This window comes from uncultured Flavobacterium sp., from assembly GCF_963925415.1.
Classification (GTDB): Bacteria; Bacteroidota; Bacteroidia; order Flavobacteriales; family Flavobacteriaceae; genus Flavobacterium.
Genome location: NZ_CAWUTS010000017.1, coordinates 1 through 22,948, shown reverse-complemented (window position 1 = coordinate 22,948; position 22,948 = coordinate 1). Strand labels below are relative to the sequence as shown.

General features: G+C 32.5%; 18 protein-coding genes. 11 read left to right on the top strand and 7 right to left on the bottom strand.

The annotated features are described in order from the left end of the window. Window positions 1-55 precede the first annotated feature (55 nt). From AABM47_RS01335 to AABM47_RS01325, 3 genes are all read left to right on the top strand, one after another. Window positions 56-1,342, top strand: a complete 1,287-nt coding sequence (locus tag AABM47_RS01335; protein ID WP_338409119.1) for a dihydrolipoamide acetyltransferase family protein — start codon at window positions 56-58, stop codon at window positions 1,340-1,342. A gap of 17 nt (window positions 1,343-1,359) precedes the next feature. Next, entirely contained in the window at window positions 1,360-2,415 is a 1,056-nt protein-coding gene (locus AABM47_RS01330) for a branched-chain amino acid aminotransferase (protein ID WP_338409118.1), read from the top strand. Between the two features lie 62 nt (window positions 2,416-2,477). Further along, on the top strand, window positions 2,478-4,523 hold the full coding sequence (locus AABM47_RS01325; protein WP_338409117.1) for a thiamine pyrophosphate-dependent enzyme: 2,046 nt from the start codon (window positions 2,478-2,480) through the stop codon (window positions 4,521-4,523). 168 nt (window positions 4,524-4,691) lie between these two features. Here AABM47_RS01325 and AABM47_RS01320 read toward each other — a convergent pair whose 3' ends face one another. From AABM47_RS01320 to AABM47_RS01310, 3 genes are read right to left on the bottom strand one after another with little or no spacing between them, the layout of a single operon-like run. Further along, complete coding sequence (locus AABM47_RS01320; protein ID WP_338409116.1) at window positions 4,692-5,225, bottom strand: DUF4136 domain-containing protein; 534 nt, start codon at window positions 5,223-5,225, stop codon at window positions 4,692-4,694. Window positions 5,226-5,255: 30 nt separating this feature from the next. Further along, a complete protein-coding gene (locus AABM47_RS01315; RefSeq protein WP_338409115.1) occupies window positions 5,256-7,232 on the bottom strand; it encodes a urocanate hydratase in 1,977 nt (658 codons plus the stop codon). A gap of 53 nt (window positions 7,233-7,285) precedes the next feature. After that, entirely contained in the window at window positions 7,286-7,462 is a 177-nt protein-coding gene (locus AABM47_RS01310) for a DUF5522 domain-containing protein (RefSeq protein ID WP_338409126.1), read from the bottom strand. A gap of 369 nt (window positions 7,463-7,831) precedes the next feature. On the opposite strand from AABM47_RS01310, the gene AABM47_RS01305 reads away from it, so the two are divergent. The 3 genes from AABM47_RS01305 to hemL are packed head-to-tail and all read left to right on the top strand — an operon-like array spanning window position 7,832 to window position 10,829. Beyond that, on the top strand, window positions 7,832-8,728 hold the full coding sequence (locus AABM47_RS01305; protein WP_338409114.1) for a pyridoxal-phosphate dependent enzyme: 897 nt from the start codon (window positions 7,832-7,834) through the stop codon (window positions 8,726-8,728). Beyond that, entirely contained in the window at window positions 8,725-9,543 is an 819-nt protein-coding gene (locus tag AABM47_RS01300) for a glucosaminidase domain-containing protein (protein WP_338409113.1), read from the top strand. Before AABM47_RS01305 ends, AABM47_RS01300 begins: the two co-directional genes overlap by 4 nt. Then, window positions 9,543-10,829 carry a glutamate-1-semialdehyde 2,1-aminomutase gene (hemL, locus tag AABM47_RS01295; RefSeq protein ID WP_338409112.1) on the top strand — a complete coding sequence of 429 codons (1,287 nt, stop codon included), beginning with the start codon at window positions 9,543-9,545 and terminating at the stop codon, window positions 10,827-10,829. Before AABM47_RS01300 ends, hemL begins: the two co-directional genes overlap by 1 nt. A 35-nt stretch (window positions 10,830-10,864) precedes the next feature. Here the strand turns inward: hemL and AABM47_RS01290 are convergent, their stop codons facing one another. The 3 genes from AABM47_RS01290 to lysS all read right to left on the bottom strand — a co-directional run bounded on the left by AABM47_RS01290 (window position 10,865) and on the right by lysS (window position 13,539). Continuing rightward, window positions 10,865-11,191: a hypothetical protein gene (locus AABM47_RS01290; RefSeq protein ID WP_338409111.1), complete on the bottom strand. Its 327-nt coding sequence runs from the start codon at window positions 11,189-11,191 to the stop codon at window positions 10,865-10,867. Window positions 11,192-11,272: 81 nt separating this feature from the next. After that, window positions 11,273-11,710 (bottom strand): hypothetical protein, encoded by a 438-nt coding sequence (locus AABM47_RS01285; RefSeq protein ID WP_338409110.1) that lies wholly within the window; start codon window positions 11,708-11,710, stop codon window positions 11,273-11,275. A gap of 131 nt (window positions 11,711-11,841) precedes the next feature. Further along, window positions 11,842-13,539 carry a lysine--tRNA ligase gene (gene lysS, locus AABM47_RS01280; protein ID WP_338409109.1) on the bottom strand — a complete coding sequence of 566 codons (1,698 nt, stop codon included), beginning with the start codon at window positions 13,537-13,539 and terminating at the stop codon, window positions 11,842-11,844. 261 nt (window positions 13,540-13,800) lie between these two features. On the opposite strand from lysS, the gene lipB reads away from it, so the two are divergent. Then, complete coding sequence (lipB, locus tag AABM47_RS01275) at window positions 13,801-14,505, top strand: lipoyl(octanoyl) transferase LipB (RefSeq protein WP_338409108.1); 705 nt, start codon at window positions 13,801-13,803, stop codon at window positions 14,503-14,505. Between the two features lie 38 nt (window positions 14,506-14,543). On the opposite strand, the gene AABM47_RS01270 is transcribed toward lipB, so the two are convergent. Then, window positions 14,544-15,185 carry a ribonuclease HII gene (locus AABM47_RS01270; protein WP_338409125.1) on the bottom strand — a complete coding sequence of 214 codons (642 nt, stop codon included), beginning with the start codon at window positions 15,183-15,185 and terminating at the stop codon, window positions 14,544-14,546. An 879-nt stretch (window positions 15,186-16,064) separates the two neighbouring features. Between AABM47_RS01270 and AABM47_RS01265 the strand changes: the two genes are divergently transcribed. From AABM47_RS01265 to AABM47_RS01250, 4 genes are all read left to right on the top strand, one after another. Next, window positions 16,065-19,292, top strand: coding sequence for a SusC/RagA family TonB-linked outer membrane protein (locus AABM47_RS01265; protein ID WP_338409107.1), 3,228 nt, complete (start codon window positions 16,065-16,067; stop codon window positions 19,290-19,292). Between the two features lie 11 nt (window positions 19,293-19,303). Further along, complete coding sequence (locus AABM47_RS01260; protein ID WP_338409106.1) at window positions 19,304-20,806, top strand: RagB/SusD family nutrient uptake outer membrane protein; 1,503 nt, start codon at window positions 19,304-19,306, stop codon at window positions 20,804-20,806. Between the two features lie 30 nt (window positions 20,807-20,836). Then, a complete protein-coding gene (locus AABM47_RS01255; protein WP_338409105.1) occupies window positions 20,837-21,670 on the top strand; it encodes a hypothetical protein in 834 nt (277 codons plus the stop codon). 225 nt (window positions 21,671-21,895) lie between these two features. Next, window positions 21,896-22,948: S8 family serine peptidase (locus AABM47_RS01250; protein ID WP_338409104.1), on the top strand; the 1,053-nt coding region annotated here is incomplete at its 3' end.

Sequence of the window (22,948 nt, the reverse complement as noted above, 5' to 3'; positions counted from 1 at the left end):
GTCAGTTTGCAGAGACTTACGGAACACTAAATACTAAACACTGAACACTAAAAAAATGACAATAGAATTCAAAATGCCCAAAATGGGAGAAAGCATATCCGAAGCAACGATAATTTCTTGGTTAAAAAACGTAGGAGATTTTGTGGATGCAGAAGAAACGATTTTAGAAGTCGCAACCGATAAAGTCGATAGCGAAGTGCCGTCACCAGTTTCAGGAACGATTACCGAAATTCGTTTTCAAAAAGACGATGTAGTTGCTGTTGGAACAGTTTTAGCGATTATTGAGGCAGTAGGTGAAAAGGTAGTAGGTAGTAGTAAAAAGGTAGAAGAAGAAAAGGGAATAGGTAGTAGGAATATCGACCAACCTAAAACCTACAACCCACAACCTACAACCCAAAATAAAACCACAACCTTTCTGAGCCCTTTAATCATAAGTATTGCTCAAAAAGAGAATCTTTCATTAGAAGAAGTGCAAAGTATTCCAGGTTCAGGAACAGATGGTCGTATTCAAAAAAGTGATATTTTTAATTATTTAAAAAATAGAAAATATCCAATAAAAAGTATTCCAACACCTACAACCTACAACCCAAAAACTACAACCTATAATCCGCCTAAAATAAATTACGTTGAAGGAAAAGATCGTATTGTAGAAATGGATAGAATGCGCAAAATGATTGCGGATCACATGGTTTATTCCAAACAAACTTCGCCTCACGTGACATCCTACATAGAAGTTGATGTTACGAATTTGGTAGATTGGAGAAATGCGAATAAAGATAAATTTCAAGAAAAATACAACGAGAAACTAACCTTTACACCCATTTTTGTTCAAGCTGTAGCAAAAGCGATTGAAGATTTTCCGTTGATAAATGTTTCTGTGGATGATAAAAAAATATTTGTTCACAAAGACATAAATGTAGGAATGGCAACTGCTTTACCTAGTGGAAATTTAATTGTTCCAGTATTAAAAAATGCCAATAAAAAGGACTTAGTTGCTTTGGCAAAAGACGTAAATCAACTAGCAGCAGCATCTCGAAATAATAAGCTTAAACCCGAACAAATTCAAGGAAGCACGTTCACAATTTCAAATGTAGGTACATTTGGAAGTCTGATGGGAACACCTATAATAAACCAACCCGAAGTTGCTATTTTAGCTTTAGGTATTATCAAAAAGCGTCCCGAAGTTATTACAACCAAAAAAGGAGATGAAATAGCGATACGAAGCATGATGTATCTTTCACTGTCATTTGACCATAGAGTAGTTGATGGATTTTTAGGAGGATCTTTCTTAAGAAAAATAGGCGATTATTTAGAACAATTTGATTCAAACACAATTATATAACTTAATAAAAAAAAATTATGTCGTACGAGATTAAAATTACACCAATAGAAAAAACTAAAATTGACTCAATTGATGTCAATAACATTATAATGGGATTTTCATTTTCTGATCATATGTTTATTTGTGATTATGAAAATGGTGCTTGGCACAACCCAAGAATAGAACCACTAGCCTTAATCCCAACTCATCCGGCAGCAATGGCCTTACACTACGGACAAGCTATTTTTGAAGGAATGAAAGTAACAACAGGTAAAAACGGAACGCCATTATTGTTTCGTCCTGATCAGAATGCCAAACGATTAAACTTTAGTGCAGATAGAATGGGAATGCCATCATTTCCTCAAGATTTATTTATAGAAGGTTTAAAAAAATTAGTTGCTTTAGATAAAGCTTGGATTCCATCAAAAGAAGGAAGTGCTTTGTATTTAAGACCTTTTATGTATGCTGATGAACCCTTTATAGGAATGCGTGCGGCAAAAAGTTATAAGTTTATTGTAATGGCATCCCCATCTGGACCTATTTACAGTCATAAAATCAAATTATTCGCAGAAAAAAAATACGTTCGTGCCGTTAACGGAGGAACAGGTGAAGCCAAAGCAGCAGGAAATTATGCAGCAGCAGTTCTTCCAACAGAAAATGCAAAAGCAAAAGGATACCATCAAGTACTATGGTTAGATGCCCAAGATTTTGAATACATTCAAGAAGTGGGAACTATGAATATTTTCTTTAAAATAAACGGAAAATTTATCACTCCAGATCTTAGTGGTTCTATATTAGCCGGAATTACAAGAATGTGTGTAATTGATTTATTGCGTGATAAAGGATTTGAAGTTACAGAAAGACCCATTAAGTTATCAGAAATCAAAGAGGCATCAGCAAACGGAACTTTAGAAGAAGCTTTTGGAACAGGAACAGCTGTGGGAATTGCTATGATAGAGGAAATTGGCAACGAAGATTTTACTTTAAACTTACCAGAATCTAATCCGGTTTCTAATATGATAAACAACACATTAAATGCTATAAAAGTTCAAAAAGAGGTTGATAAATTTGGCTGGATTGTAGAAGCAAAATAGTTTTAAAATAAGCTGTGTTAAACCCTATTAATTTGTAAATAATTTGTTCCCTAAAAAATATAATGTTAAATAAAAACATATTAAAAAGAGCTTTTTCAACTATGGCAACCGCAAAAGTCATGACCGAACTGTATGAAGAAAATTTTAAAATAGTTTCTAAATACGTTCATGCAACGTCTCGGGGTCATGAAGCCATTCAGATTGCTTTAGCCATGCAATTATTGCCTCAAGATTATGCTTTTCCGTATTACCGTGATGATGCCATGTTGCTTGGAATAGGCATGAAACCCTATGATTTAATGTTGCAATTGATGGCTAAAAAAGACGATCCGTTTTCGGGCGGAAGAACCTATTATTGCCATCCAAGTTTAAAGGATGATGACAAGCCCAAAATTCCACATCAGTCATCTGCAACCGGTATGCAAGCTATTCCAGCTACTGGCGCAGCGATGGGGTTTTGGTATAAAGAGAAAACAGGAATTCAAAATAAAGATCAAGAAAGCCCATTAGTGGTTTGTTCACTAGGTGATGCATCTGTAACTGAGGGTGAAATAGCAGAAGCATTTCAAATGGCAGCCCTCAAACAATTGCCTATTTTATATTTGGTTCAAGATAACGGTTGGGACATCTCGGCAAATGCTGCAGAAACACGAGCTCAAAATGCCTTTGAATATGCTAAGGGTTTCCACGGAATTGAAGCCATTTCTATAGATGGAGCTAACTTTACAGAAAGTTACGAAGCACTTCAAAAAGTAATTAAAACCATTCGTACTGAAAGAAGACCTTTTTTAGTGCATGCAAAAGTTCCATTATTGAATCACCACACATCTGGCGTTCGAATGGAATGGTATCGTGACGATTTAGAAGAAGCTCAATCTCGTGATCCTTATCCGGTTTTAATGCAACAATTAAAAGATAATGGATTTTCGGATATTCAGATTTCAGAAATAGAACAAGAAGCTAAAACAAAAGTTCAAGCTGATTTCGAAAAAGCTCAAAAAGCAGAAGATCCAAAACCCGAAGATTTATTTACACATGATTTTGCCCCAACACCTATCACAGAGGAAGTTGGAGAACGAAATCCGCCACGGGAGGAAAAAGTAGTAATGGTTGATTGTGCATTATTTGCAGTAGAAGAAATCATGAAAAAACATCCAGAAAGTTTGTTATACGGACAGGATGTTGGTGGACGATTAGGTGGCGTTTTTAGAGAAGCAGCCACTTTAGCACAAAAATTTGGAGATGAACGCGTTTTCAATACCCCAATCCAAGAAGCTTTTATCGTAGGTTCAACGGTTGGAATGTCAGCTGTTGGCTTAAAACCTATTGTTGAGGTACAATTTGCCGATTATATTTGGCCTGGACTAAATCAGTTGTTTACAGAAGTTAGCCGTTCGTGTTATTTATCAAACGGAAAATGGCCAGTAAGCATGATTTTACGTGTTCCAATTGGTGCTTACGGAAGTGGTGGGCCTTATCATTCTTCATCCGTAGAAAGTGTTTTAACGAATATTAGAGGAATAAAAATTGCGTATCCAAGTAATGGAGCCGATTTAAAAGGTTTGTTAAAAGCCGCATATTACGATCCAAATCCAGTAGTTTTTTTAGAACACAAAGGTTTGTATTGGAGTAAAGTAAAAGGCACAGATGCAGCAAAAGTAAATGAACCTAGTGAAAACTATATGTTGCCCTTTGGAAAAGCAAACATCGTTCAAGAAGTATGGGAGCAAGATACTACAGAAACCATTTCAATTATCACCTACGGAATGGGAGTTCATTGGGCGTTAAATGCTTCAGCGGATATTAAAAAACAAGTAGAAATTATAGATTTGAGAACCTTGTATCCTTTAGACGAAGAGGCCATTTTAAAATCAGTTAAAAAAAACAATAAATGCTTGGTTGTTACCGAGGAGCCGACCAATAATTCATTTGCTCGCAGTTTAGCCGGTTTAATACAAGAGAAATGCTTCAAGCACCTCGACGCACCTGTTATGGTAATTGGCTCAGAAAACATGCCTGCAATACCGTTAAACAGCATATTGGAGTTTGCTATGATTCCAAATACAAATAAAGTTAGAGTTAAGATTGATGAATTGTTAAGCTATTAACCCAAACGTGTTGTTCTAATTTTTTTTAGAACTATTTTTAGCTCAAAAAAATTACGCAAATTAGTCGTTTATGTTTTTTAAAAATAGAATAGCATAAAAAAGCCGCGTCAATAATGGTGCGGCTTTATATTATGCTTTAGAGAAAAGTTTAGAATACCAATTAAAAAATTAGTTTTTTAACGCAGGAGGGTATTGTTCTAAAATTTTATCTACAAACTCTTTAATACGTGCGTCTTTTTTATCTGTATTTTTAGTTAAGTACCCACTTCCTTCACCTTGCCAAATCATATCCTTTGTTTTGGTGTCAAAAAAATCAATAAACAAAGATCCTTCTGGTGTAGAGTATACTTGGTTGTAATTCATACCAAAATTTCTACCCCATCCCCATCCAAAACCCATTCCCCACGAATTGTTGTTGTATACATCAATGCGTTCACTTTCTTTAGTAAAAATACTAACCAGCATTTGAGGATTTTCTGATTTAGTAAAACCTTTTGCAGCCATAGCATCATCTATTGCATAAAGTATTCTTTTTTTGTCTAAATCTGAAATTTCAACTTTGTCAATGCTAGCTTTAACATAAGCGTAGGTTTTGTATTGATCAAAAGCGACTTTTTTATCATAATCAGCATTTACTCTAACCGAACTGCAAGAAGCAAGTACAAAGAGCATGAATAAAGGAATTAATTGTATTGTTTTCATATTTTACTTTTTTAAATGAGGGTTTATTATTTAAAATAAAGTTTCGTCTACACTATTAGGGATGGTAACTTTTAATAAAGGCTGTGTCTTCATAGCTCTTTTTATAGCAAAAATTGCTCCTTCATTTCTGGCCCAATTTCTTCTAGAGATTCCATTATTTACATCCCAAAAAAGCATCGACTCTAATCTCCTAGAAGCCTCTTCACTACCGTCAAGAACCATGCCAAAGCCACCGTTAATAACCTCCCCCCAGCCAACGCCACCTCCATTGTGAATCGAAACCCAGGTGGCGCCTCTAAAACTATCGCCAATTACATTTTGAATGGCCATATCTGCTGTAAAACGAGAACCATCATAAATATTAGATGTTTCTCTATACGGTGAATCTGTTCCTGATACATCATGATGATCACGACCTAAAATTACGGTTCCTATTCTTCCTTTTGCAATAGCTTGATTAAATGCTTCTGCAATTTTTATTCTTCCTTCTGCATCTGCATATAAAATTCGAGCTTGAGATCCCACAACAAGCTTGTTTTCTTGCGCTCCTTTTATCCATTGAATATTGTCGGCCATTTGTTGCTGTATTTCTGGCGGTGAATTTTTCATCATTTCTTCTAATACATCACATGCAATTTCATCAGTTTTAGCCAAATCATCAGAATCTCCAGAAGCACATACCCATCGAAAAGGCCCAAATCCATAATCAAAACACATAGGCCCCATAATGTCTTGCACGTAACTTGAATATTTAAAGTCAATTCCGTTTGAAGCCATAATATCAGCACCAGCTCGCGAAGCTTCTAATAAAAATGCATTTCCATAATCAAAAAAATAGGTTCCTTTTGCAGTATGTTTATTTATGGCATTGGTATGTTTTCGTAATGTTTTTTGAATTTCTTCTTTAAATTTATCAGGATTGTTTGCCATCATTTCATTAGATTCTTCAAATGAATACCCTGTAGGATAATACCCTCCAGCCCATGGGTTATGTAAAGAAGTTTGATCAGAACCCAAATCAATATGTATGTTTTCTATATCAAATTGTTCCCATACATCTACTACGTTTCCTAAATACCCAATAGAAACCACTTCTTTATTAGCTAAAGCTTTTTTAACTCGTAGTACTAATTCATCTATGTTTTCAATTACTTCATTGATCCAACCTTGAGAATGGCGAATGTGTGTTATTTTTGAATTTACTTCGGCACAAACGGTAACACAACCCGCAATGTTGCCAGCTTTTGGTTGTGCACCCGACATTCCGCCTAATCCAGAAGTTACAAACAGTCCGCCTTTTGGTGTTTTTTTAATTTTTCTAAATCCGTTTAAAACGGTTATGGTTGTGCCATGAACAATTCCTTGTGGGCCAATATACATATAACTTCCGGCAGTCATTTGTCCGTATTGCGAAACACCCATTGCATTCATTTTTTCCCAATCATCAGGTTTAGAATAATTGGGTATAACCATGCCGTTAGTAACGACAACTCTAGGCGCTTCTTTATGACTTGGGTATAAGCCCATTGGGTGTCCAGAATACATGGTTAACGTTTGTTCGTCTGTCATTTCTGATAGGTATTGCATCGTTAATAGATATTGTGCCCAATTTTGAAATACGGCTCCGTTTCCTCCATAGGTAATTAATTCGTGAGGATGTTGTGCAACAGCATAGTCCAAATTGTTTTGAATCATCAACATTATAGCTTTTGCCTGTTCGCTTTTTCCAGGATATTCATCAATAGGTCTGGCTTTTATTTCGTAATCAGGACGAAATCGATACATGTAAATTCGGCCATATTGCTCTAACTCTGTTTTAAATTCTGGAAGTAAAACAGGGTGATGTATGGGTTCAAAATAACGCAAAGCATTTTGTAATGCTAATTTTTTTTCAGCATCCGAAAGAATCTCTTTACGCTTTGGGGCATGATTGATTTCAATTTCGTATGGTTTTATACTGGGTAATTCATTAGGAATTCCTTGTTGTATTTGTTCTTTGAAAGTCATAATGCGTTATGGTTTTATATAATAGGCTTAATTTTTAACGTACAACCTGCTAATTATTTTTTAATAGTTCCTGTTTTTTTGTCAAATCCATAGGGACAATGTTTACAGCCACTTTTGCAACAATGTCCTCTTTTTAGATGGTGTTTTTTAGTGAAACACTTGTATCCTTCAGGTGTATAATAAAAATCTTCACCTTCTTTTAAATTATTTAGATTTAATTCTTCATTCATAACTACAAATTTAGCAACTTTGCATGATATGTTTGTAATAGTTTTTAAATATTTAACGCCTAAATGGGTAAGAGGACTTACAATTTTTCCTTTTATCATACTTTCAAGTATAAAAGACACAAAAAATAAAGTATTATTGAATCATGAAAAAATTCACATAAGACAACAAATAGAGCTTTTAATTTTGCCCTTTTATTTGTGGTATTTAATTGAATTTGTAATTCGTTTTGCTCAATATAAAGATCGAAAGCTAGCGTACTTAAACATTTCTTTTGAGCGAGAAGCATATCAAAATGAAGTCAACCTAGATTATTTAGAACAAAGATCTGCATGGTGTTTTCTTTATTTTATAAAAAAATAATTAAAAAAATGGAAATTCAACTTCAAAAAATTAAAATTGAAAATGCAAACGTTGAGTTGTTTATAAAACGTGAAGATTTAATTCATCCTTTAATTTCGGGAAATAAGTTTAGAAAATTAAAATACAATTTAATTCAAGCACAAAAGGAAAATAAAAGTACGTTATTAACTTTTGGAGGCGCTTTTTCGAATAATGTTTTAGCAGTAGCAAGTGCGGGATATGAAAATAACTTTAAAACTATTGGTATCATTAGAGGCGAGGAGTTAGCAACTACAGCTGAAGTAAATCCAACACTGCAAAAAGCACAATCTTTAGGTATGCAATTTAAGTTTATATCTAGAGCAGCTTATAGAAACAAAAACAATTCTGAATTTTTAAAAGATTTAGAAAAGGAATTTGGAAATTTTTATCTTTTGCCCGAAGGGGGAACAAATGATTTAGCGATACTTGGTTGTGAAGAAATTTTAACAAATGAATACAAAAAATTTACTCATGTTTGTTGTTCTGTTGGTACAGGTGGAACAATAGCAGGAATTATAAATTCAAGTTTTAACGACCAACAAATTATTGGTTTTCCTTCTTTAAAAGGTGATTTTATTTCAAAAGAGATTAGTAACTTTACAAAAAAAAAGAACTGGTCTATTGATTCCGATTATCATTTTGGGGGTTATGGAAAAGTATCCGATAATTTAATACGATTTATAAATGATTTTCATCAAGTACATCAAATTCCATTAGACCCTATTTACACAGGTAAAATGATGTTTGGTATTTTTGATTTAATAAAAAAAGATTATTTTGAAAAAGGAAGTAAAATTTTGGCCATTCATACCGGTGGATTACAAGGCATAAAAGGCATGAATATTTTGCTAAAAAAACAAAACAAAGAAACGATATACATATGAATTATAAAATGGCCTTATTTCTATGTTGTGCTGTTTTTTTTGCCAGTTGTGGCTCAAAAAAGAACAGTATAATTACAAAAAAACCAGCTGTAAAAAAGACAGTAGTGATTTCTCACAAAGAAACGCATATTGATACACAAGAAAAATTAGAAGCAACTTCATTTGTGGTTGTAACTTTTGAAAATGTAGAGGAATATATTACTTGGTTTAAGGGTATTGCAAAGCAAAGCATGATTAATTATAAAATTCCAGCAAGTATAACCTTGGCTCAAGGAATTTTAGAGTCAGGAGCAGGAAAAGGAGAGTTGTGTAAAAAAGCAAACAATCATTTTGGTATTAAATGCCATTTAGGTTGGGAGGGTGATAAGGTATTTCATGACGATGACGAATCTCAAGAATGTTTTCGAAAATATAATAATCCAGCAGATTCGTATAAAGACCATTCATTATTTTTGACCTCAAGAAGTCGATATAACTTTTTGTTTGACATTAAAGAGGGAGATTATGAGGCTTGGGCAAATGGATTAAAACAGGCAGGATATGCAACAGATCCTAAATACCCTTTAAAACTTATTCATATCATTGAAAAATACAAACTATATATTTTTGATGATGAGGTTTTAGGCTATTCGCGTTCAAATAAAGTTGTGCGTGAGGTTTCTAAAACAGCAAGTGATTCAGAATATGAAGTAATAAAAGGTGATACCTTATATTCCATATCAAAAAAACTCTCTATTTCTTTGGAAAATTTAATGAAAAAAAACAATATTTCAGACCCTATGCTTTCGGTAGGTCAGATTTTAAAAATAAAATAATGTTATACAAAAGAAGCAGCGAATTATTTATTGAAGCCAATAAAGTAATTCCTGGAGGTGTAAATTCTCCAGTTAGAGCATTTAAATCAGTAGGAGGAACTCCAATATTTGTAAAAAGTGCAAAAGGTCCTTATTTATACGATGAAGATGGTAATCAATTGATCGATTATATCAACTCGTGGGGACCAATGATTTTGGGTCATGCACATAAGCCTGTAATTGACGCTATAATTGAGCGAGCAAAACTGGGAACTTCTTTTGGCATGCCCACAGAATTAGAAACTAAAATTGCTAAATTAGCCGTTTCAATGGTGCCTAATATTGATAAAATACGATTTGTTAACTCGGGAACAGAAGCTTGTATGAGCGCTATTCGGTTAGCTAGAGGATATACTAAAAGAGACAAAATAATAAAATTTGCTGGATGTTATCACGGGCATTCAGATTCTTTTTTAATTGAGGCGGGTAGTGGCGCAATTACATTTGGGTCTCCAAACAGCCCAGGTGTTACTCAAGGAACAGCAAAAGACACTTTGTTAGCTCAATACAACGATATTGAAAATGTTAAATCCTTGTTTGAGGCCAATAAAAATCAAATTGCCGCATTAATAATTGAGCCTGTGGCAGGCAACATGGGTTGTATTGCTCCAAAGGACGGATTTTTAGAAGGTTTGCGATCGCTTTGTGACGCTAACGGTACCTTATTGATTTTTGATGAAGTAATGACAGGATTTCGATTAGCAAAAGGGGGGGTTCAAGAATTATATGGCATAAAAGCCGATATGGTTTGCTTTGGAAAAGTAATTGGAGGTGGATTGCCTGTAGGAGCTTTTGCTGCAAAATCTTCCATCATGGATTATTTAGCACCTATAGGACCTGTTTATCAAGCAGGAACTTTGTCAGGAAATCCGTTGGCCATGGCTGCCGGATATGAAATGCTAAAAGAGTTAAATTCTGATTCGGAAATTTATAAACGTTTAGAAGAAAAAACAGCTTATTTACACCTAGGAATTTACAAAGCTTTATCTGATAAAAACATCAATTTTACTATAAATCGAGTAGGTTCAATGATATCTGTTCATTTTGATAAAAATGAAGTTGTAGATTTTGAAACTGCAAAAAAAGGAGACAATGAAACCTTTAAAAAATTCTTTCACGGCTTGCTAAAAGAAGGGATATATATAGCTCCTTCTGCATATGAAACTTGGTTTATAACTGATGCGTTGTCTTATAAAGATTTAGATTTTACCATAAATGCTGTGGCAAAAGTGTCAGAAAATTTATAAAAAAAAAATCCCGAAATTAATTTCGGGATTTTTTTTTAGTTTTGAATCAGTTTTTTATATAATTCAGGATCTGCTTTTAATTTTTCTATTTGACTAGCATTTAAAGTAGCTGCTAATTTATGTTCAATCATTTCAGATAAAACCTGTATTCTTTCTTCAGAAATACCTTCTGTTAAAAGTGTTTCATGTTTCATTTTAAAAAGAGATTGTAAATCTGTAACTATAGTGCCATTAATTTCTAAATATTGAGCTAATTCATAAGCATCTTGTTTTGCTAATACTTCAGCAGATATTACTTCTTGAGCATTTGCATTAAAAGAAAGAGCAATGATAAATACGAACAGGGAAATTATTTTTTTCATAATAGTAGTTTGTTTAAAAACCAAATCTAACTATTTTTTTTGAAATTCAAATTTTTTAATTCACTTTATTTAACTCTTATTTTATTTTTGGTTGTTTTTATTATTTCGTTGTTGCATTTTTTCTTTTCGGTTATTTTGATTCTCCTCCATTAATGATTCCCATTTTTTATATTGATTTTCATTTAAAATAGATTTCATTTTCTCTTTTGTCATAATTTTCTTTTTCTCTATAGTTTTTTTCATAGCTTCACGTTGCTCTTTTGAAGGCTTTTCTGCTCCTTCTTTTAGGGCTTTTCTTTTGTCCGCAAAGGCAGCTCTTTCTTCTTTTTGAACGTTTAAAAATGCTGTAATTTCTTTTTGTTGTTTTTCATCTAAATTAAGATTTTCTGTCATTTTTTTAACTTGCATTTCGACCCTTTGTTCTGGTTTAAAATTTTTATTGTTTTGTTTTCTTCCATTTTCTTGTGCAAATGTTGTAAATCCTGCAACTAATAATGCAATTACTACTAATTTTTTCATGGTGTTATTTTTAAAGTTTTATTTTTAGACGGTATTATTTAGATAAGGTTTAAATATTTAACTTTTTTTAACAAAAAAAGGGAGAATTCATATTATGAATTCTCCCTTTTTTAAGATGCTAAATATATTTTTTAACTTTTCAATTCCACAATTTTACCCTCACCTTCAAGTTTAACAGTAATCATGTTGTGTTTAGCAAGACCTTTCATTGCTGTGTCCCATTTTTTTCCACTTAATTCAGATTTTGTTTTTAAAATTGCTAAATCCATAGCGTTTTCATTTTTGGACAATAAATCAATAATTATTTTTTCATCTTCTGTCATTTCTATTTGTTTTTTCTCTGGTCTCATTTGAGGAAAAAACAACACTTCTTGTATGGATTGATTATTCGTTAAAAACATAATTAAACGATCCATTCCAATTCCTAATCCTGATGTAGGAGGCATTCCATATTCTAATGCGCGTAAAAAATCTTCATCAATTATTCCGTTTGCTTCAACATCGCCTTTAGCGGCCAAGGTCATTTGGTTTTCAAAACGTGCTCTTTGATCAATAGGGTCATTTAATTCAGAATAGGCATTAGCAATTTCTTTTCCACAAACCATTAATTCAAATCGCTCTGTTAACTCAGGATTTTCTCTATGCTCTTTGCACAATGGACTCATTTCTTTTGGATAATCTATAATAAAAGTAGGTTGAATAAAATTTCCTTCACATTTTTCACCAAAGATTTCATCGATTAGTTTTCCTTTACCCATAGTATCATCTACGGTTATGCCCATTTCTCTAGCGGCTTCAAAAAGTTCTTTTTCAGATTTTCCTGAGATATCAAAACCTGTAAATTGTATAATAGCGTCTGTCATTGTAACACGGGCATAAGGAGTTTTAAAACTTACCTTGTGATTTCCAAAAATTGCATCTGTAGTTCCGTTAACTTCAAGAGCACAATGTTCCAATAGGTTTTCGGTAAACGTCATCATCCAGTTGTAATCTTTATAAGCTACATAAATCTCCATAGCTGTAAACTCTGGGTTATGCGTTCTATCCATTCCTTCATTTCTAAAGTTTTTTGAAAACTCATAAACACCATCAAAACCACCAACAATTAATCTTTTTAGATATAATTCATTAGCAATTCGCATATACAATGGTATGTCTAAGGCATTGTGATGAGAAATAAATGGTCTAGCAGCTGCACCACCAGGTATTGCTTGTAGAATAGGTGTTTCAACTTCTAAATAACCAGCATTGTTAAAGAAATTTCGCATGGCAGTAAAAAGTTTTGTTCTTTTTACAAAAACTTCTTTTACTTTTGGGTTAACGACTAAATCTACATAACGCATTCTGTAGCGCAATTCAGCATCTGCAAAAGCATCATAAACATTTCCTTCGGTATCCGTTTTTGGCAATGGTAGCGGTCGTAACGTTTTGCTTAGTAGAGATAAATTTGTAACTCTAACCGATTTTTCACCTACTTGCGTTGTAAACATTGTTCCTTCAATACCTATAAAATCGCCTAAATCAATTAATTTTTTAAAGACTTCGTTGTACAAGGTTTTGTTTTCGGTAGGGCATATTTCATCTCTATTTACATAAATTTGAATTCTACCTTCACTATCTTGCAATTCCGCAAACGAAGCTTTTCCTTGAATGCGCGTACTCATTATACGACCCGCTATAACTATCTTTTTTCCTTCTTCATAGTTTTCTTTTACTTTTTTTGAAGTAAAGTCTACAGGATATAAATCTGCTGGATAAGGGTTGATGCCTATGGCGCGAAGCGAATTTAGTTTTTCTCTTCTAATGATTTCTTGTTCCGAAAGTTGCATGTTGTTTTATTTTGAGCTAGCAAAGATAAGTATTAGTTTAAAATTTTTAAAGTTTAAGAGTTTAAAATTTAAGAGTTTAAACATTTTGTTTTATTAAAAGTAAATGTTTAAGCCTTATTGGGGTATGTTTAACTTTCTTTTTATAGCAATGGCTTTTTTTGTAAAGGTGATTTTCATCTCATTCAGGCCTATTTGACAAATCCTTTGTATATTTGCCGGGTCTAAAAGGGTATGCAAAATTACATGCCATATTCTACTACAATGAACAAAAAAATTCAATTACAAGATTTAGGTCATACAGATTATAAAGATGCCTGGGATTATCAAGAAACTCTTTTTAAAGAAATTGTAGATGCAAAAATTAAAAACAGAAGAGAGGAAACAAATATTGAAACTCAAAACCATTTTTTATTTGTAACGCATCCTCATGTTTACACCTTAGGAAAAAGTGGTGACGTTTCAAATTTACTTTTATCAGAAAAACAATTGTCAGATAAGGCTGCTGCATTTTACAAAATAAACCGAGGAGGTGACATAACATATCATGGCCCTGGACAAATAGTAGGCTACCCTATTTTAGATTTAGAAAATTTTTTTACAGACATTCATAAATACCTTCGTTTTTTAGAAGAAGCAATAATTTTAACCCTACAAGAATATGGTGTTTCATCTTCAAGAAGTGTTGGAGAAACTGGAGTTTGGTTAGGTATAGGCACTCCATTTGCACGAAAAATATGCGCTCTTGGTGTGAGAGCCAGCCGTTGGGTTACCATGCATGGTTTTGCTTTAAATGTAAATGCCGATTTAGGTTATTTTGACCATATAATTCCTTGTGGAATAAAAGGAAAGGCAGTTACGTCATTACAGGTTGAGCTTGGTGTATCGCAAGTAGACGAACAAGAAGTGAAGCTAAAAATTATTAAACATTTTTCGTTATTATTTGAAGCCGAGTTTATAATTTCTTAACTCATCAATTAATAATTTATAACATATATCCATTTTAGTTATTTTTGTAACAATCGAAACGATAACCTGTGATATTTTGTTATTCCATGTTTTCTAATTGCCTCTCTATGTTCTTTAGTAGGGTATCCTTTATTTTTGATCCAGTTATACATCGGAAACTCTTCATGAATTCGACACATATACTCGTCTCTATGCGTTTTTGCTAAAACAGAAGCTGCAGCAATACTCATGTAATGGCTATCTCCTTTTATGATACTAGTATTAGGTATAGATTTTAAAATTGAAATTTCTGATTCCGAAAATATTTTCCCAAAATTACTTTTTAAACCTAATTTTGCATTTAAAGCTCTATTTCCATCAACAATTATATAATTAGGTAATGTGTTTAATTTCAAAATTGACTCTTGCATTGCTTTCATAGAGGCGTTTAAAATATTGATTTCATCAATTTCTTGATTAAAAACATGAGTAAAAGCAAAACAAATTGCTTCCTTTTCAATATACGGCCTTAATACATTTCTTTTAATTTCAGTTAGTTGTTTGGAGTCATTTAATAAATTATTTTTAAAATCTACCGGCAAAATTACAGCGGCCGCAGTTACTGGCCCTGCCAAGCATCCTCTTCCTGCCTCATCGGTACCACATTCCAATTCAATTTCTGAAAACTTAGCTCTTAACATTTGTTTGTTTTTAGCAAAAATATATAATTTAACAAGTATTAGTATTATCATTTTAATGTTATTATGGATAGTAAGTAAATATTTTTGACTTAAATTGTTATTTAATTAGTAATTATTCGTTCTGTTATATAACTGTTGATGATGGTGTTAATTTGCGTTCTAATAGCGCATTAATTTTATCAACTGGGTTTACAGGTCCTTTATTGTTATTTAACAGCATTTAAAATTCCTCCAATACGCTTTTATAAAAAGCATACTTTATAAAAAGCACTACTTTTTTAGATACAACTATACACATCCAAAAAGAGTATGCATTACATCTGCTTCGAAAAGATCTTATTAGCTTTTACAAATGAAGGACAACCCTACAAAACATTAAATTTTGGCTTCCACATATAATTAGCTAACGTGTTTAATTTAAAAAGAGACTCTTGCATTGCCTTATTCGAACATTTAAAATATGTACATCATCAATTTTTTGATTAAATAAAGGAGTTAAAGCTAAATAAAGCACTTCCTTTTCAAAATACGGCTTTACTGTATTTTTTTTAATTTTGGTTGATTGTTTGAAATCGTTTAATTTAAAAAAAAAAACCGACAACGATGCTTCTTCAAAAATATTTAATGGCTTGTTAAGCCTTCATTCGCCTACTTTATATGCGTTTAAACCCAATTTTATTTTAACATTTTTTTATTTTAACATTTTTTTATTTTTATTATAAATACATATTTTAACGAGAATTATAATGTTATTCTCTGTATTTCAACTATCTCATGATCACTATTCTAATATTTTTGTAAGAAATTTATTAAATAATATTTGCATATTTAAGATTTTATTAAGAAATTTGCTAAATAACTAACTCAAATAAATTTAATATGAGATCAAAGTTCAAGTGGATTTATACGCTAGTATTAGCGTTTATATTGCAGTTTTCTTATGCACAACAGAAAACTGTGTCTGGTATGGTATCAGATGAATTCGGAGGATTGCCTGGAGCTATAGTGGTTGTTAAAGCAACATCACAAATGGCAACTACAGATTTTGACGGAAATTATTCTATTTCTGCAAAAGCAGGTGATGTTTTAGAAGTTTCTTTTACAGGTAAAAAGAAATCTACAGTTACTGTAGGTGCATCAAATGTTTATGATTTTTTTTTAAACAATGATTTTGTTGGAGATGAAGTAATCTTAGTTGGTTATGGAACTTCAAGTAGAGAAGCATTTACAGGTACTGCAACCTTAATTGCAAAAGAAAACATAGAAGCTAAAACAGTTTCAAATATTTCTCAAGCATTACGTGGTGAGGTAGCTGGTGTAAATGTTATTACAGGTTCAGGTGCTCCTGGAAGTGATGCAACTATTCGTATACGTGGATTTGGTTCTGTTAATGGTAACTCAGCTCCTTTGTATGTTGTTGATGGTGCTCCTTACAGTAGTGATATTACTTCAATTAACCCTGCCGATATCGAAAGCATAACAGTATTGAAAGATGCTGCTGCAACTTCTATATATGGTTCTAGAGGTGCTAATGGAGTAATACTAGTTGCTACAAAACAAGGTAAGGCAGGTAGCTCTATAATTTCAGTAGATGTAAAATCTAGTGTAAATTCATTAATGTTGCCAAATTATCAAGTAATTAATTCTCCAGAGCAATATATTGAAACAGCTTGGGGATCTCTAGTTACTAAAGCTAAATTATTAGGTCAAGCAGATCCTATAGCTTGGGCAAATGCAAATTTGTATGGAACAAATGAGGGAATAGATGATCATTACAATATTTGGAATGTAAGTGGTTCATCACTTATAGATCCTAATACAGGAAAAATTGCTAGTGGTGTATCTCGTAGATATAACCCTACAAGTTGGTCAGATGCTGCATTTGGAACAGGTGTTCGAAGTGAAGCTAATATGCAATTTAGTGGTGGAGACGAAAAAACACGTTTTGCTACTTCATTTGGTTATTTAGATGACCAAGGATATACAATTAAATCAAACTACACTCGTTACACAACACGTATTAACGTAGAGCATAAAGCAAAAGATTGGTTTACAATTGGAGGTAATATAGCATATACCGGTTCAAAATACGTAAACTCTTCAGATTCTGAAGGTTCTGCGGGTTCTTCTGGTAATATCTTTGCATTGACAAATACGACACCATCTATATATGATGTGTATTTAAGAGATGATAATGGTGTATTGGTTTCAGATCCAATTTTTGGAGGTAGTCAATATGATTATGGAAGTGAGTATGGAAGAAGAGCTTGGAATAGTACTAATGGTATTGCAGATGCTCATTATGATTTATCTCAAACTTTAGGAAATACTTTATTAGGTAATTTTAATATTAAAGTTAATTTAGCAAAAGATTTATCTTTTGAAACACGTTACAGTGGACAATATCAAAATTTTGACAGTGCTTCTAGAAACAATCCATATTATGGAGGTTGGGCTACAGCATATGGTTATTTGTCAAAATCAGTTAGTACTGCAACAAATCAAAATTTCTTGCAATTACTTCGTTACAACAAGTCATTTAATGATCACAGTGTAGAGGTTTTTGTTGCGCACGAATCTACAGATTATAAATACAATTATTTTAGTGCAGCTGCTCAACATGCAATTTTGCCTAATACTTTAGATTTAGCTCAGTATACAGAAATTTATGGTAGACCAACATCTTATACACAACGTTGGACTTTAGAAAGTTATTTTTCTCAATTTAACTATGATTATGCTAAAAAATATTACCTAACGGCATCTGTAAGACGTGATGGATCATCTCGTTTTATTAATAACAAATGGGGTACTTTTGGATCTATAGGTCTTGGTTGGACTATGTCTAAAGAAGATTTCGTGTCAGATTTAGGTTTCGTAGATTATTTAAAATTAAAAGCGAGTTATGGTGTAACTGGTGATCAAGGTACAAGTCTTCAATACGGATGGCAATTATCTTCTATCAATCAAACAGCTACTGGTGATTATTCTTTTACTCAAAGTTCTACTCTTGCTAATCCTGATTTAACTTGGGAAACTTCAAGAATGTTTCAAGTAGGTATAGAAAGTACTTTTTTCAATAACACTCTAGATGTAAATTTAGATTATTATTCAAAAAGAGTAGATAATTTATTCTTTAATCAATCTTTACCTCCTTCAAGTGGTTTTACTACTTTAAATATAAACAGTGGTGAATTGCTTAATAGTGGTTTAGAATTTGATGTTAATGTTCATGTTTTAAAAGCAAAAACATCAAATGATTTAAAATTATCATTAGGTCTTAATGGTGAATTTTTGAATAATGAAATAACTGAAATGCCAACAAACCCATTTACGGGTGAGGTAAGAGTTTTAGATGGTCAACTTTCAAAAGGACATTCATTATATGACTTTTACATGCGTGAATGGGCTGGAGTAGACTCTGCAAATGGTGCTGGTTTATGGAGTTTATATTATAATGATATAAATAACGATGGTGTTTTCAATACGGGAGACGAATCAATAAACAATATGACCCTTTATATGGACGAAAATCCAGATGCAAGAATTAATCAAACTACAACTTCAATTTATGCTCAAGCTACTCAAAAATATGTGGGTAAATCAGCTATTCCAAAAGTTAGAGGTTCTTTCCGTTTAAATGCATCATATAAAAACTTTGACTTAACTACACAGTTTAGTTACAGTTTAGGTGGTTATGTTTATGACAATGGATATGCTACATTAATGAGCAGTAGTGGTTTAGTTGGAGCTAACAACTGGCATACTGATATTAGTAATGCTTGGAGTCAACCAGGTGATGTTACTAATGTTCCAAGATTGTCTTCAGGAATTAGTACAGATGTAGCTTTTAACTCATATTCTAGTCGTTTCTTAACTAAAGCTGACTTTTTATCTTTAAACAATCTTAGAATAGGTTATACAGTTCCACAACAGTTTTTAAGTAAATTAAAAATTTCTAAATTAAACATGTACATCTCAGGAGATAACTTGATGATGTTAAGTGGTAGAAAAGGATTGAATCCAACTACATTAATTAGTTCTTCAAATTCTGGAATTTATATGCCAATGACTACATTTAGTTTTGGTACAAAAGTTGAATTTTAAAAAAATAAAAAATGAAAAATAAATTAATTTATTCAATAGTAGCTTTAGCCCTACTTACTGTAGGCTGTAGCGAGAATTTTCTTGACCCAGTAAGAAACACAAATGTGCTTACAAGTGAAGATATCGCTGCATTTTCTGATGTTAATCCAGCTCTTGTAGCAGGAACATTAGATGGTATTGGTAGTTTTATGATAGAACCAGCAGGTGTTACCGGTTCACGTCATTATGACCTTGGTCAAAAAGGAGTAGACATTTGGTTAGATATGTTGTCAGGCGATATGGCTTTGTCAGCAAATTCTTATGGTTGGTATCAAAATACAGCTAATTTAGTAGCTACATTAGATTATACCAGAGAAGAGAACAGAATTATTTGGGAATATTATTACAAGGTTATTAATATTTCTAATAATGTTATCAGTTCTTTAGGTGGAAACGATGCAACTCCCGAATCGGTAAGTTCTCGTCATTCAATGGGACAAGCTAAAGCATACCGTGCTTATGCATATTTTTATTTAGCTCAAATATTTCAAAGAAGTTACGATCCAACTCAAGCTATTTTACCTTTTTATAACGGTAATCCAGATGATACAAATCCGGCTAAAGTTCCAGCTTCTGATATTTATGCTTTAATAGTTTCTGATTTAACAGAATCTTTATCGCTTTTAAATGATTTTACAAGATTGTATAAACATCAAATTGATGCTAATGTAGCTAAAGGTTTATTAGCGTATACATATGCAGCAATGGGTAATTATCCTCAAGCAAAAACATTATCTGAGCAAATTATTACAACAGGTGGATATCCTTTAACAACTTCTGGACAACTTGCTTATCCAGGTGTAGGTTCAGGGTTTAATGATGTAAGTACTCCTTCTTGGATGTGGGGTTATGATATTACTGCAGATATGGGTCATCAATTACTTAACTGGTGGGGACAAATCGATTACTTTACCTATAGTTATGCTTGGGCAGGTGATAGAAAAGCTATCGATAATAATTTATATGCTTCAATACCAGCTAATGATATTAGAAAAACACAATTTGAAACGGTTTCAGTACCTAGAAGAGGTATGCCTCTTAATAAGTTCTTCGATCCAGGAAGAGCTGCTGGTGGTCAACAAACTATAACTACAGATTATATTTTTATGCGTATCGAAGAGTTTTATTTGTTAAGTGCTGAGTCTTCTGCTAAAACAGGTGATGAAACAAATGCAAAAAACAGACTTAAAGAACTTTTAGCAATCCGTTTAGGAAGTTCAGCAAATGCTGATGCTGCTGTGGATCCTCTTTCTGGTCAAGCTCTTAAAGATGCAATCTATTTTCAAACTAAAGTTGAATTATGGGGTGAAGGAAAGAGTTATTTAGCTCTTAAACGTAACCAAGCTACTGTAGTAAGAGGTACTAATCACGTATTCCGTTCAGGTGAATCGTTTGCTTATGATATTGATGATATGTCATTCCAAATACCTCAATCTGAATTAAATAATAACCCTAGTATAACTACTCAAAACTAATTTATTATTTAACAATTTAAATTTATAATCATGACATTAAAAAAATTAATATTAACTTTTTCATTATTTACAGTGTTGTTTTCAACGGTAAGTTGTGAAGATGATACTTCGATGGTTAATTCACTAAGTGGATACGTTGGAGTAGAAGACGCTAAAAATGTTGGTGTTGTACTAGATGCAACTATAGTTGTTGAATCTCACATATACGCTTCAGATGCAACTAGTTCTGACAGAACTTTTTCATTAATGGTTGATCCAGCCAGTACGCATGATGTTAGTTACTATTCAGCTCCTACATCAGTTACTATTCCAGCTGGTTCTAAAGTTGGTACTTTTCAAGTAAGTATTGTAGGTACAGGTATTGCAAGTGCTGGAAATGTACTAATACTTAGTTTAGAAAACACTGCTGCTATAAATCAAAACAACAGTTATACAGGTTCTTTGGATGCTGATAATTTAGTAGTAAGCCAAAAGAAAATTATATATAATATTTCAGAGGTATGTGCTACAGGATTAACTAAAGTAAAATTAGCAATCACATTTGATAACTATCCTGAAGAAACGGCTTGGGAATTATATGATTCTTCATTTAGTGTAATTGCTTCTGGTGGTTTTAACGCTGCAGGAACTGCTATTACAGGTTATGCTGCTTTAGGATATGCTGATAGATCTACTTATGTTAATTATTTCTGTTTAGCTTCAGGATCATACACTTTTGTTATTTATGACGATTATGGAGATGGTATGTACACAAGTGCTACAGTTTCTGGTAATTATTTAATAACTTTAGCTGACGGAACTGTTTTAGGTTCAGGTGGTGGAAACTTCGGTGTAAACGATTTAGCCCCATTCACAATAGATTAAATAGAACATCATTTAAAAGCCAAAATTATTTATTTAATTTTGGCTTTTTTTTTAAACAAAAGTTTATACTATAGTATGAACTTTTTTTTTAATATTAAGACGTTTTGTAACAGTAGTATGTATAGTTCATACTAATTGTTAATTTTTCTTACAAAAAATTAACACATTTAATATTAATTATAATATAATTAATACATTTACACTCACATCAAAAAATCAACTTTTATGAAAAATTATGTTGTCTTGTTTTTATTTATTAATTTTTCTGTATTTTCTCAAAACAGAAATGAAATAAATAAAATCATTGGTACTTACAATACCTCAGAATTAAATAATATTAAAACGAGTATTATTGAAAGTAATAACCAAAAACAAAGTCGAGTAAATAATTATTTATTGTTAAACGCCTCAAAACAAGAAAGTTTTGTTGTAAATGGTGTTATGTATAAAATGATTGATGTTATAGATAATAAACCTTTATATATTTCTACAGATAACAGAAATTCTGCTTTGGCAGTAAAAACAAATAATCTATATCCAGGTGGAAATTTAGGTTTAAATTTAACTGGTGCCGGAATGAATATAGGGGTTTGGGATGGCGGATGGGCTTTAACAACTCATGAAGAATTTCTTAACGCAGGTGTTTCAAGAATTACAACTCCCGACGCACAAACAATTAATCCTGCTGCTGAATTTCATGCAACTCATGTTGTTGGTACAATAGGTGCAAGCGGCATAAATATTAATGCTAGAGGAATGGCTTATGAATCTAATATAAAATCATATAATTGGACAAGCGACAATACTGAAGTTATCAGTGAGGCTGCAAATTATGGGCTTTTAATATCCAATCATTCTTATGGAATACCTATAAATTCTGACGATGGCTCTCAAAGCGCTCCAGATTGGATGATGGGTAATTATAATACGGATGCCTCACAATGGGATCAAATATCTTTTAACGCTCCTTATTATTTAGAAGTTACTTCAGCCGGTAATTCGGGTATGGATACATATTCAAATGGTTTGGCTCCAGGTTTAGACAAACTAACAGGTGAAAAGAACGCTAAAAATAATTTAGTTGTAGCCAATGCAAACCCAACGGTGAATCCTATAACAGGCGCTATTACTAATTTGGTTATAAATGGCTCTAGTAGTCAAGGGCCTTCCGATGACGGAAGAATAAAACCCGACATTACAGCTGATGGTACAAATGTTCTTTCAACTATTGAAACAAGTACTACGTCTTATGGTACCGCAACAGGCACATCAATGTCA

Bases quoted from the DNA above. Each gene is read 5' to 3' on its own strand.
- AABM47_RS01335 (WP_338409119.1), top strand. From the start codon at position 56: ATGACAATAGAATTCAAAATGCCCAAAATGGGAGAAAGCATATCCGAA.
- AABM47_RS01330 (WP_338409118.1), top strand. From the start codon at position 1,360: ATGTCGTACGAGATTAAAATTACACCAATAGAAAAAACTAAAATTGAC.
- AABM47_RS01325 (WP_338409117.1), top strand. From the start codon at position 2,478: ATGTTAAATAAAAACATATTAAAAAGAGCTTTTTCAACTATGGCAACC.
- AABM47_RS01320 (WP_338409116.1), bottom strand. From the start codon at position 5,225: ATGAAAACAATACAATTAATTCCTTTATTCATGCTCTTTGTACTTGCT.
- AABM47_RS01315 (WP_338409115.1), bottom strand. From the start codon at position 7,232: ATGACTTTCAAAGAACAAATACAACAAGGAATTCCTAATGAATTACCC.
- AABM47_RS01310 (WP_338409126.1), bottom strand. From the start codon at position 7,462: ATGAATGAAGAATTAAATCTAAATAATTTAAAAGAAGGTGAAGATTTT.
- AABM47_RS01305 (WP_338409114.1), top strand. From the start codon at position 7,832: ATGGAAATTCAACTTCAAAAAATTAAAATTGAAAATGCAAACGTTGAG.
- AABM47_RS01300 (WP_338409113.1), top strand. From the start codon at position 8,725: ATGAATTATAAAATGGCCTTATTTCTATGTTGTGCTGTTTTTTTTGCC.
- hemL (WP_338409112.1), top strand. From the start codon at position 9,543: ATGTTATACAAAAGAAGCAGCGAATTATTTATTGAAGCCAATAAAGTA.
- AABM47_RS01290 (WP_338409111.1), bottom strand. From the start codon at position 11,191: ATGAAAAAAATAATTTCCCTGTTCGTATTTATCATTGCTCTTTCTTTT.
- AABM47_RS01285 (WP_338409110.1), bottom strand. From the start codon at position 11,710: ATGAAAAAATTAGTAGTAATTGCATTATTAGTTGCAGGATTTACAACA.
- lysS (WP_338409109.1), bottom strand. From the start codon at position 13,539: ATGCAACTTTCGGAACAAGAAATCATTAGAAGAGAAAAACTAAATTCG.
- lipB (WP_338409108.1), top strand. From the start codon at position 13,801: ATGAACAAAAAAATTCAATTACAAGATTTAGGTCATACAGATTATAAA.
- AABM47_RS01270 (WP_338409125.1), bottom strand. From the start codon at position 15,185: ATGTTAAGAGCTAAGTTTTCAGAAATTGAATTGGAATGTGGTACCGAT.
- AABM47_RS01265 (WP_338409107.1), top strand. From the start codon at position 16,065: ATGAGATCAAAGTTCAAGTGGATTTATACGCTAGTATTAGCGTTTATA.
- AABM47_RS01260 (WP_338409106.1), top strand. From the start codon at position 19,304: ATGAAAAATAAATTAATTTATTCAATAGTAGCTTTAGCCCTACTTACT.
- AABM47_RS01255 (WP_338409105.1), top strand. From the start codon at position 20,837: ATGACATTAAAAAAATTAATATTAACTTTTTCATTATTTACAGTGTTG.